At 34.6% G+C, this 22,801-nt stretch carries 17 protein-coding genes; 5 read left to right on the top strand and 12 right to left on the bottom strand.

The features are described 5' to 3' along the window. Positions 1-50: 50 nt before the first annotated feature. The 4 genes from KAOT1_RS08405 to hutI all read right to left on the bottom strand — a co-directional run bounded on the left by KAOT1_RS08405 (position 51) and on the right by hutI (position 3,870). The gene (locus KAOT1_RS08405; protein WP_007094344.1) at positions 51-521 is read right to left on the bottom strand and encodes a GNAT family N-acetyltransferase; all 471 of its coding nucleotides are present in this window, start codon (positions 519-521) and stop codon (positions 51-53) included. A gap of 3 nt (positions 522-524) precedes the next feature. Further along, on the bottom strand, positions 525-1,541 hold the full coding sequence (locus KAOT1_RS08400) for a formimidoylglutamase (protein WP_007094343.1): 1,017 nt from the start codon (positions 1,539-1,541) through the stop codon (positions 525-527). A gap of 98 nt (positions 1,542-1,639) precedes the next feature. Then, positions 1,640-2,200: a hypothetical protein gene (locus KAOT1_RS08395; protein ID WP_007094342.1), complete on the bottom strand. Its 561-nt coding sequence runs from the start codon at positions 2,198-2,200 to the stop codon at positions 1,640-1,642. A 434-nt stretch (positions 2,201-2,634) separates the two neighbouring features. Further along, positions 2,635-3,870, bottom strand: a complete 1,236-nt coding sequence (gene hutI / locus KAOT1_RS08390; protein WP_007094341.1) for an imidazolonepropionase — start codon at positions 3,868-3,870, stop codon at positions 2,635-2,637. A gap of 74 nt (positions 3,871-3,944) precedes the next feature. Between hutI and KAOT1_RS08385 the strand changes: the two genes are divergently transcribed. Beyond that, positions 3,945-4,634, top strand: a complete 690-nt coding sequence (locus KAOT1_RS08385; RefSeq protein WP_007094340.1) for an aspartate/glutamate racemase family protein — start codon at positions 3,945-3,947, stop codon at positions 4,632-4,634. 149 nt (positions 4,635-4,783) lie between these two features. On the opposite strand, the gene KAOT1_RS08380 is transcribed toward KAOT1_RS08385, so the two are convergent. The 4 genes from KAOT1_RS08380 to KAOT1_RS08365 form a co-directional block, all read right to left on the bottom strand. Then, positions 4,784-6,640, bottom strand: coding sequence for an endonuclease (locus tag KAOT1_RS08380; RefSeq protein WP_007094339.1), 1,857 nt, complete (start codon positions 6,638-6,640; stop codon positions 4,784-4,786). Between the two features lie 29 nt (positions 6,641-6,669). Next, complete coding sequence (locus KAOT1_RS08375; RefSeq protein ID WP_040559425.1) at positions 6,670-7,875, bottom strand: RsmB/NOP family class I SAM-dependent RNA methyltransferase; 1,206 nt, start codon at positions 7,873-7,875, stop codon at positions 6,670-6,672. Positions 7,876-8,028: 153 nt separating this feature from the next. Continuing rightward, positions 8,029-8,799 carry a class I SAM-dependent methyltransferase gene (locus tag KAOT1_RS08370; protein ID WP_007094337.1) on the bottom strand — a complete coding sequence of 257 codons (771 nt, stop codon included), beginning with the start codon at positions 8,797-8,799 and terminating at the stop codon, positions 8,029-8,031. A gap of 11 nt (positions 8,800-8,810) precedes the next feature. After that, positions 8,811-11,864 carry a protein O-mannosyl-transferase family gene (locus tag KAOT1_RS08365; RefSeq protein WP_007094335.1) on the bottom strand — a complete coding sequence of 1,018 codons (3,054 nt, stop codon included), beginning with the start codon at positions 11,862-11,864 and terminating at the stop codon, positions 8,811-8,813. Between the two features lie 224 nt (positions 11,865-12,088). Here KAOT1_RS08365 and KAOT1_RS21950 point away from each other — a divergent pair, with 224 nt between their 5' ends. The 4 genes from KAOT1_RS21950 (at position 12,089) to KAOT1_RS08345 (ending at position 17,481) form a co-directional block, all read left to right on the top strand. Beyond that, entirely contained in the window at positions 12,089-14,857 is a 2,769-nt protein-coding gene (locus KAOT1_RS21950; RefSeq protein WP_007094334.1) for a T9SS type A sorting domain-containing protein, read from the top strand. Between the two features lie 77 nt (positions 14,858-14,934). Beyond that, positions 14,935-15,948 (top strand): hypothetical protein, encoded by a 1,014-nt coding sequence (locus KAOT1_RS08355; protein WP_007094332.1) that lies wholly within the window; start codon positions 14,935-14,937, stop codon positions 15,946-15,948. 1 nt (position 15,949) lies between these two features. Then, positions 15,950-17,017, top strand: a complete 1,068-nt coding sequence (locus KAOT1_RS08350) for a WD40/YVTN/BNR-like repeat-containing protein (protein WP_007094331.1) — start codon at positions 15,950-15,952, stop codon at positions 17,015-17,017. Then, a complete protein-coding gene (locus KAOT1_RS08345) occupies positions 17,017-17,481 on the top strand; it encodes a hypothetical protein (RefSeq protein WP_007094330.1) in 465 nt (154 codons plus the stop codon). The genes KAOT1_RS08350 and KAOT1_RS08345 overlap by 1 nt, the downstream gene beginning before the upstream one ends. Here the strand turns inward: KAOT1_RS08345 and KAOT1_RS08340 are convergent. The 4 genes from KAOT1_RS08340 to KAOT1_RS08325 all read right to left on the bottom strand — a co-directional run bounded on the left by KAOT1_RS08340 (position 17,475) and on the right by KAOT1_RS08325 (position 22,488). Next, positions 17,475-20,600 (bottom strand): patatin-like phospholipase family protein, encoded by a 3,126-nt coding sequence (locus tag KAOT1_RS08340; RefSeq protein WP_007094329.1) that lies wholly within the window; start codon positions 20,598-20,600, stop codon positions 17,475-17,477. The genes KAOT1_RS08345 and KAOT1_RS08340 overlap by 7 nt on opposite strands. 324 nt (positions 20,601-20,924) lie before the next feature. Next, positions 20,925-21,377 carry a hypothetical protein gene (locus tag KAOT1_RS08335; RefSeq protein WP_007094328.1) on the bottom strand — a complete coding sequence of 151 codons (453 nt, stop codon included), beginning with the start codon at positions 21,375-21,377 and terminating at the stop codon, positions 20,925-20,927. A gap of 7 nt (positions 21,378-21,384) precedes the next feature. Next, a complete protein-coding gene (locus KAOT1_RS08330; RefSeq protein ID WP_007094327.1) occupies positions 21,385-21,915 on the bottom strand; it encodes a hypothetical protein in 531 nt (176 codons plus the stop codon). A 30-nt stretch (positions 21,916-21,945) separates the two neighbouring features. Next, the gene (locus KAOT1_RS08325; RefSeq protein WP_050765313.1) at positions 21,946-22,488 is read right to left on the bottom strand and encodes an RNA polymerase sigma factor; all 543 of its coding nucleotides are present in this window, start codon (positions 22,486-22,488) and stop codon (positions 21,946-21,948) included. Positions 22,489-22,801 lie beyond the last annotated feature (313 nt).

Raw genomic sequence — 22,801 nt, 5'->3', positions numbered from 1 at the left:
CACTTGAAAAATCTAAACAAGTCTAACATGTCTAACAAGTCTAAGAAAGTCTAATACTCAAAAATCAATTCCATCTTAATATCACCACGCGCATACGGATTGTTAGGTTCAATAGGAATTTCTACAAAACCATATTTTCGGTATAAGTAAATAGCATTTTCAAGTTTTCGGTTGGAGTAGAGGATTAGTTTTTCAAACTTCTGATTCTTAGAAAACTCCAAACAATATTGCAACAGTTGTTGTCCAATTTTTTTTCCTCTTAAATGCGGTGAAACTGCCATTTTGCTGAGTTCAAATACACTTTCGTCAATCTTAATCAAAGCAAAAGTTCCAACAATTTCTTCGTTTAATTTGGCGAAAAAAATATGTCCGCCATTATCAATAATATACTTTTTTGCCTGACTCAGCACTTCTTCATCGTGTGGTTCGACATAAAAATAAGTTTCCAACCATTCTACATTCAATTCGTAAAAATTGTTGCTGTATTTTTCATCAAAAGGAATAATTGTGATCGCTTCCATTTTTTACTTGCGAATAAAATCTGTAATTAAATAACTCAATAATTTTCCAATAAGATACATTTCTCGCGGATCATCAGGATTTGGTGCAGCTTCACACAAATGTAAATAGGCTGCATTTTTTTGATTCCCAAAGAAAGATACAAAAGTACGTGCTTGATTTGCGGTAAAACCACTTGGTGTCATTGCGCTACTTGGCACGTTTTCAATAGAATCGCAGTCAACCTCAACACCAAAAGGACGATTGTTTATAAAATTTAAAGCAGTATTTAATTGAAACGAAAAACCTTGCTCTTGACGAATATGGATTCCTTCAAAAGTATTGTATTGTATGCGTTCAGGACAGCTGTCAATAGTTTTAAAAACCTTTTTTGAGGTATAATTTTCGTGCAAGCCAAACATAAAATACTTGTCAATAAAATATTTTTTAAAAGCGTAACTAAAACCATTTCCACTGTGTCTGCCTTCTAAGCTTCTAAAATCGGTATGTGCATCAAAATTGATGACATTTATGGCTTTACTTTTGCCTAACGCTGTTCCTTTACAATTTCCGTAAGCGTTATTATGTCCGCCACCAATTACAATCGGAATCTTTCCTGTGCTTACAATTTGAAACATCAAATAGGTTACTTCTTCATCAATTTTAGTGACCAATTGTGAAAGTAAAATGTGATATTCTGGAGATTTTTCATCAAAACTATCAGCTCTTTTCATCAATTCAGAAAAATCCAAATGTCCTAATACCAACACACGTCTTCCTTTATTAAAAGCATTATCTTGTGTATTTAATAAGGATTTTAATCCTGCTTTCCAAGCAGTTGTTGCGCCAGCTTTTCCACGATTGGCACGAACGCCAATATCTTCGGGAATTCCAAAAAGCACATATTTGGCTTCGCTTTGTTGTAATTGTTCAACTAAATTTTCTTGGGAAGAAAGTGTCTCTACTTTTTCACCAAATTTAGTTTCGCCTTCTCGTTTTGAAATAAGCGCGTTTAGGCTTTCGCGTGTGTACAAATGTAGCATGAGTTGTTGTCGGTTGCGTATTGCTAAAGTACGTTTTTATATGGTTTGATGAAATAATGATTGGAAAAAGATTGTGTTATTTGATTGAACTTTTTGATTTATTCAGAAATAGCAAAAATACATTTCTCACGAATGTTCCAAATTTCTTCAAAAGAGTAGGAGATTTGTTCGTCTGCAATCCATTGTTTGAGAAAGTTTTGATGAAAATCTACTTTGTAACTGCCGATTTGCGGTGGAAGAATTTCTTGTTCAATTAACAAACTGTCTTCGAAAGAAGTTTCATTTTTGGTTGTTCGCGTGACATCTAATAGGTTTCCGTTGATTTTAAGATATATATGCGCTTCGGGAATGTAAGCTAAGTTATAGTTGTCTAAAACCTTTCCAACACCTTTGGTATTTGCTTCGTTCATTTGGTAAATGCCAATAAATAATTTTACGTTTTCCTTCTGACTTTCCACAGCAAGTTGTTTTAAAAACGCGTGTTTTGTGGAACATGTTCCTTTATTTTCGAATACGATCAAATGAAAATTAGTACGATCTGACGTTCTTCCATAAGGCAATTGATTTACGTACGCAATGGCACTTTTAAAATCATAGATTTCCTTTTTCAGCATTAAACTGGACAAGGAACCATTCTGCGGAAGCGGGAAATTTAGCATTTTTTTAGTTATGAGTTATGAGTTGAACGCTCTCTTGAATTTTATTCAAAGAAAAACCTTTTTAATTAGTAACAAACTGACATGTAGCAAACTCCTCGCAGTGACGTTTCTAAGAAGTCTAACAGCGAAGCGTTTCTAACAATCTAACAAGTCTAATTTCAAAGAAAATACGAATTTCAACTAGAAACAGACTGCCACGTCGCGAACTTCTCGCAGTGACGTTTCTAAGAAGTCTAACAGCGAAGCGTTTTCTAACAACCTAACAAGTCTGATTTCAAAGAAAATACAAATTTCAACTAGAAACAGACTGCCACGTCGCGAACTTCTCGTAGTGACGTTTCTAAGAGGTCTAGGATTTCTGTCTTCACAGGAACAAGTCTAACAGCGAAGCGATCTAATATCTAAAAGCGTTAGCGATCTAAAAGCAAAGCGATCTAAATAACCTTTCCATTAATCAAAACCTGTTCAATATTGTTATCGCCAAACGCATATGGCAATACATGAAACGACTCAATTTCTTTAGTAATTATCAAATTGGCAGCTTTTCCGTTCGTAATACTTCCATGCGTTTCTGAAAGTCCCATAGCGTATGCTCCATTGATTGTCGCAGCATTTATGGCTTCTTCTGGCGTCATTTTCATTTTGATACATGCGGTGCTGACCACAAAATTCATATTTCCTGAAGGTGTTGAACCTGGATTGTAATCAGTAGCCAACGCGACAGGTAAACCTGCATCCATTAATTTTCTTGCTTGTGTATACGGAATGCTTAAAAAGTACGAACACGAAGGCAACGCAACTGGCATAGTATCGCTTCCTTGCAATGCGGAAATATCGTCGTCATTAAGTTCTTCTAGATGATCTACAGAAAGTGCGTTGTATTTTACACCTAAAGCTACGCCACCAAATGCATTGAATTGGTTTACGTGAATTTTTGGCGTGAGATTGTATTGTTGTGCCGCTTTTAAAAGTCGTTCAGTATCTTCAAGAGTAAAATAGCCTTTTTCGCAGAAAATATCTACGTATTCTGCCAAGTTTTGTTCGGCAATTTTGGGTAACATTTCATCAATTACCAAATCCATATAACCATCTTGATTGCCTTTGTAATTTGCAGGAATGGCATGTGCGCCCAAAAAAGTAGTTTTTATCGGAAAGTTGTAGGTTTCTTTCAAACGTTTTGCCACGCGTAACATTTTGAGTTCCGCTTCTGTGGTGAGTCCGTAACCCGACTTGATTTCAATAGCGCCAGTTCCTAATTTCATAACTTCTTCCAAACGTTTTGCTGATTGGGCAAAGAGTTTGTCTTCTGAAGTTTCTTGGAGTTTTTTAGCCGAATTTAAAATACCACCTCCACGATTGGCAATTTCCTCATAACTCAATCCGTTGATGCGATCTACAAATTCCTGCGATCTGTCTCCAGCATAAACTATGTGCGTATGACTATCACACCAAGTTGGTAAAACTACTTTGTTGGTACAGTCGATGATGGTATCTGCGGAAGCGATTTCAATAGCTGCCATCAAACCAAAACTTGAAATTTTATCATCAACAATGTACACATACGCATTTTCTAGTTTTGGAAGCGTTTTCATATCACTTCCTGAAACTTTAGAAACGTTGGTTTCACGGACTTGAAGTAATTCTTTGATGTTGATGAGTAAAGTTGTCATGTGCTAAAATTATACGTACAAATGTAGAAGCAAAGTGAATAAATCCCTAATTTTGAAGGAATAAATTCTCAATTATGCGAACTATCGGACTTATTGGCGGAATCACGAGTCAATCGACTATTTTATATTATCAAATTTTAAATAATTTAGCGGCAAAACACAAAGGCGAACCGCATGCAGCAAAGTGTATTATTAATTCGGTTGATTTTGGAGAGATTCAAAAATTGCAACACGACGGACGTTGGGATTTGTTAGATGATATTATGGCAGAAACCGCAAAAAGTCTTGAAAAAGCTGGAGCTGAATGCATTCTGATTTGCGCCAATACCATGCATTTAACTATTGATGCTGTTCGTAAAAGTGTGTCTATTCCTGTGATTCATATTGCAGAAGCGACTGCAGAGAAAATTTTAGAGAAAAAGCTCAATACGATTGCATTACTCGGAACAAAATATACGATGGAGAAAGATTTTTACAAAGCAGTTTTGGCTTCTTTTGGTATAAAAACATTGATTCCGAATGAAGCTGAACGTGAAGAAGTACATCGGGTAATTTATGAAGAATTGTCAAAAGGAATGCTGAAAGAAAGTTCGCGAGAAGCGTATGTAAATATCATTGAACGTTTACAAAAAGAAGGCGCAGAAGGTGTGATTTTGGGCTGTACCGAAATTCCGTTGTTGATACAGCAAGAAGACGTTGCCATTCCTGTGTTTGATACGACAACAATTCACGCTACAAAAGCTATGGAATTGGCATTGAGTTGATTGTAGGATGATTTCTCAGATCATTTTTAGAATTGAAAATTAGTTACTACTTTTATAGATAATTATATGATTACTGGCATAATTATGTAATATAAAAAAGCTCCGAACATATGTTTGGAGCTTTTTGCTTTATACGTATGTTTTGTGATTTATTGCTTTATCAGCTTTTTGTTAACTGTTTGGTTTCCAATTTGTAATTGTAAAATGTACAATCCGCGTTGCAAACCTTGCACGTTAAGTTCATTAGTTACATTCGCTTGTGTCAGTACTTGTTTTCCTGCGATGTCGTAAATACGAACATTTGTAACTTGTACATTATTTTTTGTATTAATGTACACGATGTCTCCATGAGTTGGATTCGGATAGATTTGAAAAGCAGTTGCTTCAAACGTATCAACACTTAATGTTTGCGTGTGTCTTCCTAAATCTGTACATGTGTTAGAAGCAAAAGTATCCCATTCGCTTGCTGTATACGTCGTATTTGGAACGCTGATACTTGGTTTTCTTACCAACGTTGTATTTGATGCATAAGTTGTTCCGTCTCCTAATGTTCCTAAAATATCAATCAACACATCATTTTTAAATAAACCAATCGCGTCATTTCCGTTGAAGCCTGTAATAGTATCATCAGAATCATCTACAACGCCTGTACATACAGCTAGTCCTGTATTTGCAATCACATATACATCGCCATCAGCAATCATGGCACCCGCAGGAAATGTGTAGGTAGAATTCCAAGCTGCATTTCCGTTGGTACTTATTTTTAGTGTGTACATGTTTGCAGGATCATTCAAATCAATTGTAGCTCCTGTATAATTTGCAATTTCAAGTGCTTTATTGAATGAGCTTCCTTCCATATATTCTGAGAAATACAAATTCCCATTTCCGCTTCCGCCACCAGCTAGAGTTGTTCCATTTGCTGCTGCAGATTGTGCTGAAGTGTTTCCTTCTGCATCTTTTGCCAATACTGTAAATGCATATGTTGTAGAAGCAGATAAGCCTGAAACTGTTGTAGTAGTTCCTGCAACGGTTTGATTGAAGGTTCCATCAACAAAAACATCATATTCGGTAACACCAACATTGTCTGTAGAAGCTGTCCAAGAAATATCAATGGTATTGCTTGTTTCGTTGCTTGTCATTACATTCATTGGTACGGTTGGTGCTTCGGTATCACCAGAGTAAATTCCCCAACGATCTTCTGCAGGAGTTCCGCCCCAAATTTGTGTAGCCAAACGCGGATTGTCTATAAATGGATTGCGATTTCCTTGTGCTGTAGCGTTGGAAATATTTTCATGATATGTGTTACGTGCATCTTCCAGAGGCGACACAGGATCGGCAGCATTCCATTCTAATAACAAATCGATCATATTTGAATCTACACTGTTTGTGGTTCCATCTGCAACTAAATTTGGCGCACATTGATTCCCATAACGAATGTACATATACATTACAATTCGGGCAACGTCTCCACGCCAGTCTGGACCGCCTTGAGTGGCATCACCAGGATACCAAAAAGCTCCAACAGTTCCTGAGTTTCCTGAACCTGTAGCAAATAAGCGACTTCCGCGTTGTCCGTTACGTTGTACATCTGTAGGACGTAAATTGTGTGCGTCACTATATGGAGGTCCGTTTGAGGTATTGGAATCTAAATCTGGACTTGCTAATGAATTTGCAAACGTGTGTTCTCTATTCCATTCGCCAACATTTCCTCCATTGTTGTTTTTATTTCTAAATAAATCGTTGGTTACATCGCCATCACTTCCATCTTCCCATCCGTAGAGTAAAAATACGTTGTTGGTATTATTTGGATCAACATCAGTAATCATAATTGCATCCCAAATTTCAGAATATGATAATGAATTTGAATGTGTATTTATTACTTTCGTTGCCAATGCATCACGCAATTGTATTCCTGACAATGTAAGGTTTACATCGTCATAATACGGTTGTTGTGCAACAGCAGTAAAAGAGATCAATCCGATTAAAAAAAGTACTGTTTTTTTCATTGTGTAATATATTGAAATAATTTAGGGTTCTATTTTCGTTGTAGTAACGCCATGTAAAAACCATCAAAACCAGATTCTGATGCTAATAGTTTTTTATCTTCTACTAAAGTAAAATCATCATTGGAAGCTAAAAACTTCTCCACTTGTTCTTGGTTTTCCGATGGTAAGATAGAACATGTAGCATAGACCATTTTTCCGCCCGATTTTACCATGCGTGAGTATCGTTGTAATATATCTTGTTGTGTGTCTTTAATTTTGTCTAGAAATTCTGGTTGAATTTTCCACTTTGCATCTGGATTTCTACGTAAAACGCCCAATCCGGAGCAAGGCGCATCAATCAATACACGATCGGCTTTGTCGTATAATTTTTTAATCACTTTCGTGGAAGTTATCACGCGTGTTTCAATATTATGTGCGCCGTTACGTCGTGCTCTACGCTTAAGTTTGCGCAGCTTTCCTTCGTATATGTCTAAAGAAATTAAGTTTCCTTTGTTTTCCATCAAAGCGGCTAGATGCAATGATTTTCCACCTGCACCAGCACAAGTATCTACGACTTTCATGCCTGGTTTTACATCTAAAAATTCAGAAACTAGCTGTGAATTGGCGTCTTGAACTTCAAAAAATCCGTTTTTAAACGCTTCATTTTTAAAGATATTTGCACGTTCTTTTAGGCGTAATGCTGATGGATGTCCTTTTATGTCTTCTGTTTCATGTTCCAAAGAAGCCAACAAAGCTTTTAGTTTTTCTTTGGTAGTTCGTAGCGTGTTTGCTCTTAAAATTACGTCGGCTTGTTTATTTAACGCATTAATTTCTTTCGTCCAAACGTCTTCGCCTAATTCGGCAACACCTAATTCGTCTAACCAATCTGGAATGGATTCTTTGATTTTTCTGATTTTAGAAACTTCGTCAAAACGCCCTTTTATTCTACGAGTTGGTGTTCCTGCAAGCTGATTCCAGTCTGGTAATTCAATACCGCGTAATGTTGCCCAAACGGCAAAAATGCGCCATAAATTTTCACGAGAGTAGTTTTCTTTAATATCTGCTATTTCAGCATATAAACGTTTCCAGCGAACAATTTCATAAGTAGTTTCTGCAACAAACTTACGATCACGACTTCCCCAACGGGCGTCTCTTTTTAGTAATTTTTCAACTACTTTATCGGCATAAGCTCCTTCATTAAATATCAAGTTTAGTCCATCAATAACGGAAAAAACTAAATTTCTGTGTAATCGCATGTGATTCAAATTAAACCGCAAAGGTATTGTTTTATGTTTATTTTTTGTTTGTTAGTTGTTTCTTTTTTGTACTTGTGCTTATTTGTTGCTGATAATTTTTTCAAAAAGTCATTTTAAAAATTAAAAAGCAGAAAAGTCAAATTCTCTAAAAAACTACTTTACTAACGTGCAGAAAAAGTCCAATGTTGCTTCCGAATGTTCCGCCAACGAATAATCTTCAAGTGTGATGCTGTTGACCAAATCAGGGTTTTTATTAAGGAGTTTTTTACGATTTATTCTATTTGCAATTTCATACGGAATCTGCAACAACCAAGAAGGTACTTTGTGTTCTAGTTTAAAGATATCATATCGTAAAAAGCGTGCGACAGATTTTTTATTTTTCTCATAATACGCTTCAGTTTTTGCATTTCCTTGAACCGCTTGAATGGTATATTTTGAAAATGTTTTTTTGAATAAATTGGACAAATCATCAAAAGTATATTCTTTGTAATGCCAAGGATTTCTCGCAATCGTTTTTACTGCATTTGGTGTAGAAATATATGCTTTGCCATTTGGTTTTAAAACCCGATGAATTTCTTGTACATACAATTCGGCTTCTTTAATATGTTCAATCACCTGAAACGAAACAATGACGTCAAAACTATTCGATTTTAATTGTGTCAACGGCGGAATTTTCTCCTGAATAATTGTCGTATTCGGATATTTATTATTGATAAATTCTGCGGTGTAGGGCGATTTGTCAATCAATGTTAATGTATCAGCATTTTTATACAATAATTCCACTCCATAACCTTCGCCACAACCTATTTCGAGTACGTCTCCATGAATATGTGGCGCCACAATATGATACGCTTTCAAGGTGCGTTGAAATAGCGGATTGTCGGATATAATTTTAGAAGAAGTAACTTCAGTTGAAAATAACATAATCAGGGGAATTAGTATGGCCAATTTCGTTTTTGCCACGTTTGAAAAGCAGCATCAAATTGTTGAAATGTTTCTTTGCTTACAGGCGCATTTTCTATACCGTTTGGAAATTGTTGCATCATTTGAAAATACATGCCTTTTAGGCGATATGCATGCCGTAAATTAATGATTGGATATGGCGGATCGAAAGAAGTCATCCACTGTAATTCGCCCCAAATATTCTGCATGGCAGTACGACAAATTTCAGTTCCTTTTTGTCTATTTCCTGCGCGAACATATAGTTTTCCAATTGCATATGCATATTGTTTATACGGAACAGTTTCGTTTGGAAACAATGCGTTGCATTTATCTAAAACGGCAATTGCTTTTTTGGTGTTTCCTTCTTCCAATAAAGCTTGTGCTAAAAAGTAATAATTTTGACGTAATATTTCTCGTGCGTAGGTAATATTATCACTTTTTATAAATTTATCATTGTTTGAAAAACCTTCAAAATTTACCGTGTCCATTAAGTATGGAAGCATCATTTTAGTGGCAACAATCTTCGGATTTACTTTCGGGTCAGTACGCTGAATTGGTGCTAGTATATTTACCATTCCATGTTGAATAAAATATGGTTCTAAATTCATTAAATGATCTTTCTTTCCGTTGATTGCAAAACAAATAGGTCGTTCGTGAATATTATTCATCAAGAGATTCATCAATACAACTTCATTCATACCATAAAACTTTTTGGCATGTTTCCAAGTGATTGAAGCAGTGTACGAAGCATTTAATTTTGCTGGATCAAAAAGCTTTTTCATCCGTGTCGTATCAATAGGAATAGAAAAAGAAGTGGAAGGAATGTAATGTCGCATGCGTCCGTTCCAGTTAATACGGGTGTTCTCTTGTTTTAGAAATTTAAACAGTATGGGTAATTTTGCAGCTTCCTGAGTTTCTTCCTGCAAAGGAAATAATTTTTCAACACCGCTGACATACAACGCTTTGTCAAGATCAATTTTTATAGGTTTTGAGTCGTAAACGGTATTTTTTAAATTTTCAATATGTGTTTGTATGTTTAATTGGTCAAAATTAATGACGCGAACATCCTTTCGATAGCCTTCAACTTGTTGCAAATACCAAAGTGGAAACGTCATATTGTCACCATTTGTGATGAGAATTGCTTGAGGCGGACAGGCATCTAAATATGCTTTTCCAAAGTAATAGGCAAACTCGTCATGTCCGCGTTGGTGATTGTCCCAACCTTTTGCTAGCAGTTGAATTGGCGCGGCGAGAAGAACGATTGTAGCGACAATTCCAATACGTATTTTTTGGTTTTTAATTTTTTGTAAGGCTTTCGCCAGAAATATCACTGAGAGTCCAATCCACAAGGCAAAAATTACAAAAGAACCGATAAAAATATAATCGCGCTCGCGAATTAAAATACTGGAAGGCACGGGATTTACATAAATGGTAATTCCGATTCCGAAAGTAAGAAAGAGCAATACGGTTGTCCAAAAATACTGTTGGTGTTTGCGCAACGCGATGATTCCCAAAATACCAAGAATAAACGGCAAAAAGTAATACGCGTCGTTTCCTTTATGGTTTTTATAATGTGGCGGAACCACAGCTTGATCGCCAACTCTACTTTTATCCAAAGCATTGATGCCACTAATCCAATTTCCATCTTTGATATAGCCCAAACCGTGATGATCGTTTTGTCTACCAATAAAATTCCAAAACAAATAACGAGCGTTTAACCAAATTACTTGATAGTTGATGAAAAAACTTAAATTTTCACCAAAAGTTGGTTTGTTGATGGTAACCACCTCATCACGTACAGGATATTTGATAGGTTCTCCAAAAATGGGTGTCCATGCTTTGTACTTTTCCGCGTCACCTTTGTCAAACATTCTAGGAAAAAACATCTTGAATTCGTTGGCATAATTCACTTGTTTAAATTTTCCGTCATGTACTTTTACATATTTATTTTGAGCTGCATCGAAGGTATATTCGGGTTTTCCATCTACAAACCCGATATCTTTATCTAAAGGAGCGTTGTACACCGGACCTTTTAGCAGTGGAATAGAAGCAACTCCAAATTGTTCTGCACGCACATATTGTAACATTTTATTGCTATTATCAACACTTTCTGCAATTAAAGTAGTTGCTCCTGATCGTTGTAAAGGCATTAGGAAAGCGCTCATTCCGACTAAGAAAAAAATCGTTCCTAAAGTAAGATGATGAAGTGTAGTTTTTTGACGCTTTCGCGAGAATAACAACAGGAAACTGAATACAAGTGTTACAAGAAGTAATACAATAAGAATTCCTGTGTTTACAGGCATTTTAAACGAATTTACAAGCCAAATATCGGTGTTGTTCGTTAGTTTGATAATTCCCTGAACAATACATCCGTAAATGATAAAAAAAGTGATGCAACCTGTTAAAATGGCAAGGATAAAATTCTTAATGGTAAGTCCAAACTTTTTATGTGTAATGAGGATTGAAAGTGGAATTACGATTGCGATTAAAATTAAATGAACGCCAGTAGCAATGCCTAATAGAAATGTAAATAGGAGTATAAAAATCACTTCTTTTCTTTTGTCTAAAGTTTGTTCCCACAATAACATTATGTGAATCATTCCTGTCATTAAGGCAAATGATAAAGTGTAGACTTCTGCTTCGGTGGAAGCTGTCCAAAAACTATCTGAAAAGGCAAGTGTCAATGCGGCAGTAATTCCTGAAATGAGCACAATTGTAGGTGAGTGCTTACTTTTGGTTTCAGAAAGTATACGCTTGGCTATATTTATAGTGATTCTAAATAATAAAGTAATTGTCAATGCTCCAAAAAATGAAGAAATCAAATTAGTGATTAGTGCAGCTTTAGTTGCAGGGAAAAATGATAAGACAACTTTACAAAGGATTGTATAAAAAGGTGCGCCTGGTGGATGTGATGCTTGAAGTGTATAATTACTCGTGATAAATTCAGGACTATCCCAGAATGTAATGGTGTTTGAAGCGGAAATAGCGTAGACAAAAAACACGAATACAAACAGTATCCAACTACTTAAGTTTTCAGCTTTTGGCATGTACAGTTAGGTTAATTTTACCCTGCAATATAAAAGAATTATTCAATCTAAAAACAACCAATTATAAATAAAAAGGTGTCAAATACACAGATTTGGTAAAAACAGGTATAATTACGCAGCTTTCTTAATGATTAGTTAATTATATTTGAAAGATATGTTAAATTAATATTTTTTATATTTGATTAACCATTTTATTTTTACAAAAAACTAACAACAATTCTATTATGAAAAAACAATTACCCCTCGTAGTTGTGTTTGTATTAAGCTTCCTCGGAATTACGGGCTTACAGGCACAAACGTTAAACGAAACTATGGGTACTGGTTCAGGAGTATCGATTTCTTCTGGAGACTTCAACACATTTTATGGAGATAGTACAGGTAGCTTTGTTACTTCTGGTTCAAGAAATACCTTATTTGGGTATAGTGCAGGGCGAAGCGTCACCACAAGTGAGCTTGTTGCCATTGGATATCTGGCAGGATATTCAAATACAACTGGTTTCGATAACACGTTTATTGGATATGAAGCTGGACGATTAAATATCAATGGTGGAGATAACACCTTTATCGGTGCTGAATCAGGAGAGAATAACACGACTGGTTATGATAACACATTCGTCGGAGAAGAATCTGGAGCAAACAACACTACTGGTTACGAGAACACATTCATAGGAGAAGATGCAGGTTTTAGCAATACTACAGGTTACAAACAAACATTTGTTGGTAATGAAGTAGGTATTTCTTCTGATGTAGGATATCGTAACACTGGTATTGGTAGTGAAGCGATGAGTGATGTTGACGATGGTCACCACAACACGGGAGTTGGAGATTCTGCTGCAATTGATATTGGAGATGGTATTTATAATACAATGGTAGGTGCTGCTGCAGGTGTAGCAACAGAATGGGCAGATTACAACACGTTCATTGGAGCACAAGCAGGTTGGGATAACAACCGTACAAATAATACAGCTAACGCAAACCACAATACATATGTAGGTTTTTCTGCTGGTTTTACAAACCGTGAAGGACAATACAATGTAGGTATGGGATCGCAAGCAGATTTTGACAACACAAACCGTTCTAATACAATGTTCTTCGGGTATAATATTACAGCAAGTAACAACAACGTAATGGGATTCGGTAATGAATCGTTCCTAGATGGACAATACTCTATTTCTATGGGTATCGATCATGATATTCGTGGAGATTATTCTATTATGATGGGGTATTTAGGAAATATGACAAATCTAGCAGACTATTCTGTTGGTATTGGTGATCGTGTAGATATTGAAGAAAATGATGTAGTAGGTATTGGACGTTCTGTAGATGTAGATAATCAATTTGCTGTAGCAATAGGTTCTACAACTGTAGCACAAAATGATGGAGCCATTGTCATTGGTTACCAAGCTACTTCAACAGATCCAAGTGCTTTAGATCCTACAAATAATATTGCTATTGGAGTTGCTGCAAATGTGCAAGGTACAAACTCAGTTGCTATTGGTAATGCAGCTACTGCTATAAATGATAATACTATGGTTCTTGGTGGAGCTACAAATCCATTAAGCGTAGGTATCGGAACAGATACACCAAATGCAAATGCTTCTTTAGACTTAACAGGAGCAACCAAAGGTTTACACTTAAATAGAATGACTACTGCAGAGCGAACAACTTTTGGAAGTTCATTAGGAGCAACCGATGAAGGTATGACAGTGTATGATACCGAAACTGATAGTATTTATTACTGGGATGGAGATTCTTGGGAAACAAATATGAATACAGACGAACAAGCAATTTCGGTTGCTGGTGACGTATTAAGTATTACTGGAAGTGCAGGTACCGTTGATCTTTCTCCATACTTAGATAATACAGATGCACAAGCAATTTCAGTTTCAGGTGATGTGTTGAGCATTACAGGTGATGCAGGAACGGTAGATTTATCTCCATACTTAGACAACACAGATAATCAAGATTTAGCAATTGCAGCGAATGTATTAAGTATTTCTGGTGGTGCTACAACGGTAGATTTATCAGGATATTTAGACAATACGGATAGTCAAGCAATTTCAGTTTCGGGTGATGTACTTAGCATTACAGGTGATGCTGGAACGGTAGATTTATCTCCATACTTGGACAACACCGATAATCAAGATTTAGCAATTGCTGCGAATGTATTAAGCATTTCTGGTGGCGCTACAACAGTAGATTTATCAGGATATTTAGATAATACTGATGAGCAAGATCTATCTTTATCAGGAACAACCTTAAATATTTCTGGAGGAACAGGAGTTGATTTATCAGTAATTCAAGATGGAACAGGAACAGATGCGCAAGCAATCTCAGTAGCTTCTGATATTTTAAGTATCACAGGAAATGCTTCTACGGTAGATTTATCTCCATACTTAGACAATACAGATAGTCAAAATTTATCTTTATCAGGAACAACTTTAAATATTTCAGGTGGAACTGGAGTTGATTTAGCTGTGATTCAAGATGGAACAGGAACTGACGATCAAAACTTAACTTCAGCAACTTTATCAGGAAGTACCTTAACAGTTGCTATTGAAGGAGGAACTTCTGTAAACGTTGATTTATCTCCAATCTTATCCACATTAGAAGCAGAAAATACAGCACAACAAGCTCAAATTGATGATTTAACAACAAGAATTGAAGCAATTGAAGCATGTGCATGTGATGGAACATTATCATTGCCAGGTGGATCGCCAGCATCAAGAAGTGGCGCGGTTTTATATCAAAACATTCCAAACCCTTTCAATGATACTTCTTCAATCCGTTACTTTGTACCACAAGACATGAGTGGAGACGCAAAAATGGTATTTGTAAATACAGCAGGACAAGTAATCTCAATTGTAGATTTAGCTCAAAAAGGAGATCAGGAATTAGACATTAATACAAGAACATTATCTTCTGGTATGTACTACTACACATTGTATGTAGGAACTAAGAAAGTTGCCACTAGAAAAATGATTGTTGAATAATATATTCTTAAGATTCAATCTTTAAAATAACAGAAAAAGCTTCGTGGTTTACGAAGCTTTTTCTATTTTTAAACCATATGAAAACGGCTAACTTAGATCTTCTAAACACAGGATTGATTGTATTATCTTTCTTTTTGGCATATTGGTTGCCCTTTGAACTTTTTCTATTTTCCTATGCAGTTTTAGGACCTTTGCATTATCTGACAGAAATCAATTGGATTCGAGATAAAAACTATTTTGTAGCGAGTAAATTTTGGATTTATATTGTTGTTATCTCTGCAATACTAATATCATTTCCGCCGTTAGTTCGTTTAATCACACCAGAAGAACACATAAATTCAGAAACAATACTTTTTATAACCAATGTTCTTCCTGCATATTTTAACGCCTGTTTATTCATATCAATAGTTGGAGCAATTGGTTTTACCGTATTTAAAAACACCACCTATCAATACATTACCTTTGCTTTAGGTTGTGTATTAGCAGTGGTATTTCACAACTTATCAATATATCATTTGCTAGTTGGTATCTTTCTTCCAACGGTCATTCACGTATACATATTCACAATCTTATTTATGTGGTATGGAAATTTAAAATCAAAAAGTAGAATTGGTAGTTTCAACGTTATTTTAATGTTCTTAGCGCCAGTTTTTATCATTTTTCTAACCGTACGACCTTTTGATTACATCTTAGGTTTTGATACCAAAAACATTTATCAGGACAATATGTTGTTCATCTTAAATGCCAAAATTTCACAAGCTATTGGACTCACGGATGGTACCAGATTTTCCTTTGAAGGAAAGTTATTCATCAAAATTCAAATATTCATTGCTTTTGCTTACACGTATCATTACCTAAATTGGTTCTCAAAAACTTCCGTAATTGGCTGGCACAAACGACTCACACAAAAACGTTCGGTTATCATAGTTACTATGTGGATTGCTTCTGTAGCCTTGTATTTCTACAATTATAAAATAGGCTTTACGTTACTCTTATTTTTAAGCTTTGTTCATGTATTTATGGAGTTTCCTCTAAATATACTTTCAATAAAAGGCATTGGGCAATCAATTTTTAACTCAAACAAAACCTAACATGCGTATTTTAATTTCATTGCTCATTGCGACCTTATTATTCTCTTGTGAAGCAACAAAAAAAGAAGCAACGCCTATTGTCAAAAAAACAATTTCATCTGTTAAAATTACGCCTATTTTTAACGATTCCATCAGCATCAGAGCCATTGCAGTAACGCCAACAAACGATTTGATTTATGGCGGAAATAAAACAACTATCGGACATTACAACGCAACAGCAAACACACATACAAATTTACTTTCAGAAAAAGTATCAGACACCTTAAATGTAAGTTTTAGAGCAGTTGCGCATGTAAATAATACAACGTTTGGAGTCAGTATTGTAAATCCAGCATTGCTGTTTAAAATCACTCAGAATGGCGAAGTAAAGTTAGTTTACAAAGAAGCACACGAAAAAGTATTTTACGATGCAATTGCTTTTTGGAATGAACAAGAAGGCATTGCCATGGGCGATCCGACTGCCGATTGTATCAGTATCATTATCACACGTGATGGCGGAAATACTTGGCAGAAAGTTTCCTGCGATCAACTGCCAAAAGCGAAAGAAGGAGAAGCTGCTTTTGCGGCAAGCAATACGAATATTTCAATTGTTGATGACAATGTTTGGATTGCCACAGGAGGAAAGGCGAGTAGAATTCTGCATTCAGCAGATAAAGGCAAAACTTGGAATGTATTTGAAACGCCAATTGTACAAGGAATTGAAACGACAGGAATGTATTCGCTAGATTTTTATGATGCGAAAAACGGATTTGCGATTGGTGGCGATTATACAAAACCTGATAGCAACGAAGCCAACAAAATTAGGACTTCTGATGGCGGAAAAACATGGCAAATTGTCGCAAAAAACACAAATCCAGCATATCGAAGTTGTGTGCAATATGTGCCCAATAGTGATGCAAAAGCATTGGTCGCAGTTGGTTTCAAAGGAATCGATTATTCAAATGATGCCGGAAACACTTGGAAACATCTTTCGGACGAAGGATTTTACACAATCAAATTTATCAACGATTCCACCGCGTATGCTGCGGGGAAAAATCGTATTGCGAAGTTGAACTTTTTGAGGAATTAATGAAAAGTTTAATTGGACGCATTTTTTTAAAAGAATCAATTACATGTAAAGGTTCAATTGCAGAGTTAAAAGAAAAACTGCAACAAGAAAACGATTGCGAATTTAGCGTCAAATGGATTTCAGATAATGAATTCAAATTTCTTGCAAATTTTTCTGTAGGTACTATTATACTTGATGATAACGCTGCATATTTTGATGGAATAAAAGGATATGCCAAGTTAATTGCTTTGGAAAAAGGTAAAACAGAAATAGTACTTACTACAAAACTACGTATTGAACTATTCTTCACAGGAATTTTGTCTTTCGTATTTCCTATTTTCTTTTTTTTTAGTAATGAAAATCTACCTTTTTGGCTTCTTTTCATGTTTCCAATTGTTACTATATGGTTTTGGTTCGTGTACAGATTTCAGGAGAAAAGACTCTTTAAAAAAGTTAAAAAACACATTAAAAACCAAACTTACTGAAACTTCTCTACAATAGGTTTTACGCAACTATGATTTAGCATATACTGCATAAAATCAAAAGCTGGTTTCGCCATTACGCGACTCATGGCAGGTTCAATAATCGTATTGGTTTCTTTGGAAGCACCTTTCATCAAATCTTTAATTTCAGTATTGTTTTCTTCAATAATTTCTGTAATTCTTCGCACGCAAACAGTATCTTTAATTTGTTGCCCGTAAATTGCCTTTACATCTTCCAAACTAAATTTATGTGGTAAATAGATGCTTTCAAAGCTTATGTTTGCGTTTTTCGAATCCATATAGTGCAACTTATCTTTTATATAACCTGGAAACATCTCTGTTGCCGCCACCGAGTTTAAAATTGCAGAAATTTCACTCGATTTATTAATAGCTCCGCCGTGACAATCTTCCATAATTTCCTGCATGCGATATTTTACATATGCCGATTTATCATTGATAATGTTGATGAAAACTGTTTTTTTTACTGTAGTAGATGTGTCTATCGTATTGATAGCTTCATACAATTTAAAAGCAGATAATAAACCTGAGTTTTCATACAATCCACCATCATTATACTGTCCGACACCTTCAATAGTTGCTGCAGGACTAATCAACGGAAATCGATTTGTAGTAGAAACTGCGTTGTAAAAACTCAATGTTTTATTATTGGGAAGTTCTAAAATATCATCTGCTCCAAAATACAAGCGTTTTTCAGCTTTACCACTAGCAGAAATTGAAACTGCCATTCCTTGTCGTCCTTTAATATTGGTAGTATTGCTTATTAAAATTGGAAAGTGGTCTTTATCTTTATACATTTCTGCCCAATATTGTCTGTATGATTTTTTATTAAATTCATCTTCCGAGAAACCTTCCTCATCTGTATGTTCTGCATACGTACGCATGGCACTGGTTGATCGGTCTTTTCCTTTTAAATCGCAAGGAACCAACATATGTAAAACCCAATCTCTACCAAGCAAGTGTATTACATCCATAGATAAAATATTTTCTGTACCAATATTTCGAATGATGGCTTCTCGTTTTTCTCGTGTTTTATTAACATGTTTAATCGCTGAATAATTAATCAAACCAATCGTTCCGCCAGAAGCGCCAGACAGGCACACGGTTTTGTCATATAGTGTATTGTTTTTATCTAAAGCATTCAACACGGTCATGGTCCACGCATTTGCCTTCATTCCGCCACCATAACAACCAATATAATAACGTGTGTCAGGTAAATTGGCTACATAATTATTCAGGTTTACATCTTCTTTATTTACAGTTTCAGGAATCTGTTCAAGTTCAAATAAATTATTAGCACTTGCCAAGCGGTTCACAATGATAAGTACTAAAACGCTGGTAGCAATTAAGAAAAAGTATTTTGCTTTGTTAGCTAATGCAAAATTTTCTCTTGATAAATTATAATAAATAAAATGTTTCAGGATGATAACGATCATTCCGTACAACAAAAAGAAATAGGAAATAATAATGATGATTGAGTTTACCTTCATCGCCCAAGTGGGAAAAATGTTCAATCCGAATAATAGTAATGCGTTGAAAAATCCAAAATAAGAAACAATTTGTAAAAAGATGATATTGTTGCTCATAGCGCCTAGTGACAAGTTTCCGATTCTTAGTTTAGCTAGTTTTTTAAAAAAAGAAGTTTGCCCGAAATACTCATATTTTTCAAAAGCTTCTACAATTTTCTCCTTTTTTTCTTCATAGCTTCGTGTATCATTTTCGTTATGCATTACTGAAAATGATTTGATAACTGCTTTTATTTTTTCATTAAAAAAGGCATATCTAAAAAGTGTTCTATAGGTTCGATAATATGTATAGGTAATGGCTTGTAATGTAACACATAGCAAACTCAAAACCACTGTAGAATATCTGTAAGGATGTTCAAAAAATAATAACAAAAACAGTAATGCAATATGTGAAAATATAGTAAGTACTAAGAAGATCAAATACGTATTGATTGGAGTCGATAATTTTTCTTTTCCTTCAAGTGTAGCTGTTTGTTGTTTTGCAATTACTGTATTTCCTTGATTTGTATCATACGACATCAGTTCAAAGACGTTATCACCAATTTTACTGATTGCACTTTTATGATCGTGATACCATTTGTCTTTACGTTTTTTTAGCACATACAACCACCAAATTAATCCGAAAACTAATACACTTGCAAGTCCGTTGAGTTTTGAATCGATATTAAAATTAGCATCTGCCGTATACGCCAACATATAAAAAATAGCGCCATAGAAGAAAACACCGATAGTTCTACGTAAAAAACTAATGTAATTTTCATAATCGTTATTGCCTTTATTATCTGCGTTGCGATACCAGATAATTCCAAAAAGACTAACCCTTTTTGAGATTTTCCAAACCTTATCTTTAAACTTTCTGTTGGATTTTGAGAATAAAAAATAATTAGGATAGTGTGAAAGAACAATGCAATACATTGGTGCAAAAATAAGCAGTAATACGATCACAAACCAAACAGGATGATAATACAAATCGACAATAATGGAGTTGAGTTGTGGTGCTTTTGGCAAGGTAAATCCTATGATGATTAAGAATATCAGACTAATCCATGAAGAAGTGATAAATTCTTTAAAGATCACAAAGCGATCTTTTAGAGAATAGCGTAACCAAATAAGCAGTACGACTAAAATACCAAGTGCGTATCCAACTTTTTTAATGTTTACAATCGTTTCAGGATATTCATTGCATAGTATATAATAGGAATTTTCGATGTAATCAAAACCGAGCGCAATAACTGTAAATACAATGAAAAGTTTATAAATCCATGACGATTTGCTCACTTTTGAAGCGACATATTTACGTAGTATAAGCCATAATATATATGCCCAAACAAAATCGAACACAAAAAAAGCGTAAAAAACAGCTTTTTGAAATCCTGTAGTATTTGCTTTAAACCAATCTCCTGTAACTTGTGGTTCTGTAAACTGTGGATGTTGTACCCAATCGTAAATATTGAAGATGTTGCCACAAATCATCATTAAACCAGCCAATACGACAAAGCTGATAATGTAATTTTTAGAAATATGATTGCGTTCAAAATATTTAAACGGACTGAATGGATCTTGTATTTTGGAATTCATCTGTGCTAATTTTCTTAAAACTACAAATGAATTTTGAAAATAAAAATACTTATGTATAGGTATTTTAAAAAATAGCCTAAAATGTAAAAGGAATGCTTTGCACAGCATTCCTTTTAACCAATCACCAAAAAATATAAACAGTGATAAATTATCACCTTTTTACTATTCTATACTTTAGACTTTGTTTGTGACAAAAGGTTTAAAAGTGTAGTGTTTTTTTAAATTAAAAATTATTACTAAATACAAAAAGAGCATTTTCTTTACAAAAAAATGCTCTTTTCTAATCAATGCATAGGTTAAGAATATAAAAATATTCTAGGTTTTTTAGGGCATTGATTTTCGTTTACCTCGTCTGTCACGGAATTGTTTCATCAGTTTTTTATTAAAATCACGTTCTACTTTTTTCAATAGAATGATCTTTTTTGCAGGAAGTACTTTTCGAAGTTTCTGCATTAAATCTCTTTTATTCTCGTACATTTCTTTTTCAAGAGCTTCCAAACGTACCAAGATTTCAGAAGCTTCTGCTTCCGACATGTTATCCATGTTTTTTACTTCTCTTTTTATCTTCAAAAAACCTTTTACACGCAAATCGTGATTTTTTTCATCAAATGCGTTATAAATTGGCCAAAACTTTTGCGCTTCATCAGCAGATAAATTAAGATTTTCCGTAAAGTAAGCAATCTTCAGTTTTTTAATCTTCTCTTTACTTTCTCCTCTTTGCGCTGTTCCGATGAAAAGCCCAAAGCACAAAAATAGTAGTGTTGTATATAATTTCATATGTATATTATTCAATTAATAAATCGTAAGGATCTGCGCTGTTTTCCAAATAATCTATTGTTTCTGTTTCGTTTAAATCTACTTCAAAAATAGTACTAACATCAATATTTTCTTCTTCATACACATTCATCAATTCATAATTATTCAAAGCGATCAAATCGTTTTCTATAAATGAATTAATTTCTGTATTTACAACGTTATCAATGTTAGAAAGTTCACTGCTATCTGAATTTCCAATAAAAGTAATCACTCCTAAAAATAAAATACAAGCTGCGGCTGCATATCCAATATATGTAAAATAGTTTTTCTTTCGCTGTAGCGGAATTACCTTTGTGGTTTCTTCTTTAGCGAATAACTTAGTAGAAAGTGAATCTTCCAAACCATCAAAATACGCATCAGGCACTTTAAATCCTTCTTTTTCAGGAAGCATACTTTCAGAATGTAATGTATCAAAAAGACGGTCTTCAAAAGTATTGAAATAGTCTTTAGGAGTTGTAAATCCTGCTGATTTGTCGTTATGTAATTCGTTCTTTTTCACAATAGTTTGACTCTAAATATAGTAAAAGGTTTAATCTGTTAAAAAGTTTTCTATTTTTTTTACGGCATGATGATACGATGCTTTTAAAGCGCCCACAGAAGTATCTAAAATCTCGCTCATTTCATTATAGGTAATGTCATCAAAATACTTCATATTAAACACAATTTGCTGTTTTTGTGGCAAGGAAGCAATGGCTTTTTGCAGTTTCAACTGAATTTCCTCGCCTTCAAAATAAACATCTGCCTGTAAATTATTTACCAAATGATCTTGCAATTCTTCTGAGGAAATTCCAGATTTCTTTGCACGTTGATTGATAAATGTAATCGATTCGTTTGTTGCAATACGATACATCCAAGAATATAACTTGCTATCTCCTTTAAACTTATCAATACTTCGAAATACTTTAATAAACGTATTTTGAAGCACATCATCGGCATCATCGTGACTTGTTACCATTCTACGGATGTGCCAATACAAGCGTTCTTTATAGGTAGACACAAGCTGACGAAACGCTTTTTGCTGCGTTTTCGGATTCTTTAAATCTTCAATAAGGCTTGTTTCTACGATATTCAAGTGTTTTCTATTTGACTCTTTGACTTTGTAAAGTGGCAAAGGTTTAATTTAAAGGTATGAAATAAAAAATAGTGTATCTTGAATTGGGATTTACGATTATAAATTTTTTGAATCCCACCAACGTCAGATCGAGTGGAGTTTTAGATTAAAATTTCGTATCGAGATCTACTAATAAATAGTATTTTTAAAGTACTTCTATAGTCCTATTGAGCGTAATCGAAATACATTTTTTCTGCATTTTATTGCGAAAAAACGTTCGAAGTGACGCTTTGTAATTTGAAGAAGTGTAGTTTTTTAGCACACGGCAATTCAA

This window comes from Kordia algicida OT-1 (assembly GCF_000154725.1).
GTDB lineage: Bacteria > Bacteroidota > Bacteroidia > Flavobacteriales > Flavobacteriaceae > Kordia > Kordia algicida.
Note: the sequence above shows the minus strand (reverse complement) of the source record. Positions and strands in the feature narration are given on the sequence as shown.

Excerpts from the sequence above, each read along its gene's own strand:
- hutI (WP_007094341.1), bottom strand. The coding sequence starts at position 3,870 with ATGACAACTTTACTCATCAACATCAAAGAATTACTTCAAGTCCGTGAA.
- KAOT1_RS08350 (WP_007094331.1), top strand. The coding sequence starts at position 15,950 with ATGCGTATTTTAATTTCATTGCTCATTGCGACCTTATTATTCTCTTGT.
- KAOT1_RS08385 (WP_007094340.1), top strand. The coding sequence starts at position 3,945 with ATGCGAACTATCGGACTTATTGGCGGAATCACGAGTCAATCGACTATT.
- KAOT1_RS08405 (WP_007094344.1), bottom strand. The coding sequence starts at position 521 with ATGGAAGCGATCACAATTATTCCTTTTGATGAAAAATACAGCAACAAT.
- KAOT1_RS08345 (WP_007094330.1), top strand. The coding sequence starts at position 17,017 with ATGAAAAGTTTAATTGGACGCATTTTTTTAAAAGAATCAATTACATGT.
- KAOT1_RS08380 (WP_007094339.1), bottom strand. The coding sequence starts at position 6,640 with ATGAAAAAAACAGTACTTTTTTTAATCGGATTGATCTCTTTTACTGCT.
- KAOT1_RS08340 (WP_007094329.1), bottom strand. The coding sequence starts at position 20,600 with ATGAATTCCAAAATACAAGATCCATTCAGTCCGTTTAAATATTTTGAA.
- KAOT1_RS08365 (WP_007094335.1), bottom strand. The coding sequence starts at position 11,864 with ATGCCAAAAGCTGAAAACTTAAGTAGTTGGATACTGTTTGTATTCGTG.
- KAOT1_RS08370 (WP_007094337.1), bottom strand. The coding sequence starts at position 8,799 with ATGTTATTTTCAACTGAAGTTACTTCTTCTAAAATTATATCCGACAAT.
- KAOT1_RS08375 (WP_040559425.1), bottom strand. The coding sequence starts at position 7,875 with ATGCGATTACACAGAAATTTAGTTTTTTCCGTTATTGATGGACTAAAC.
- KAOT1_RS08335 (WP_007094328.1), bottom strand. The coding sequence starts at position 21,377 with ATGAAATTATATACAACACTACTATTTTTGTGCTTTGGGCTTTTCATC.
- KAOT1_RS08400 (WP_007094343.1), bottom strand. The coding sequence starts at position 1,541 with ATGCTACATTTGTACACACGCGAAAGCCTAAACGCGCTTATTTCAAAA.
- KAOT1_RS08395 (WP_007094342.1), bottom strand. The coding sequence starts at position 2,200 with ATGCTAAATTTCCCGCTTCCGCAGAATGGTTCCTTGTCCAGTTTAATG.
- KAOT1_RS21950 (WP_007094334.1), top strand. The coding sequence starts at position 12,089 with ATGAAAAAACAATTACCCCTCGTAGTTGTGTTTGTATTAAGCTTCCTC.
- KAOT1_RS08355 (WP_007094332.1), top strand. The coding sequence starts at position 14,935 with ATGAAAACGGCTAACTTAGATCTTCTAAACACAGGATTGATTGTATTA.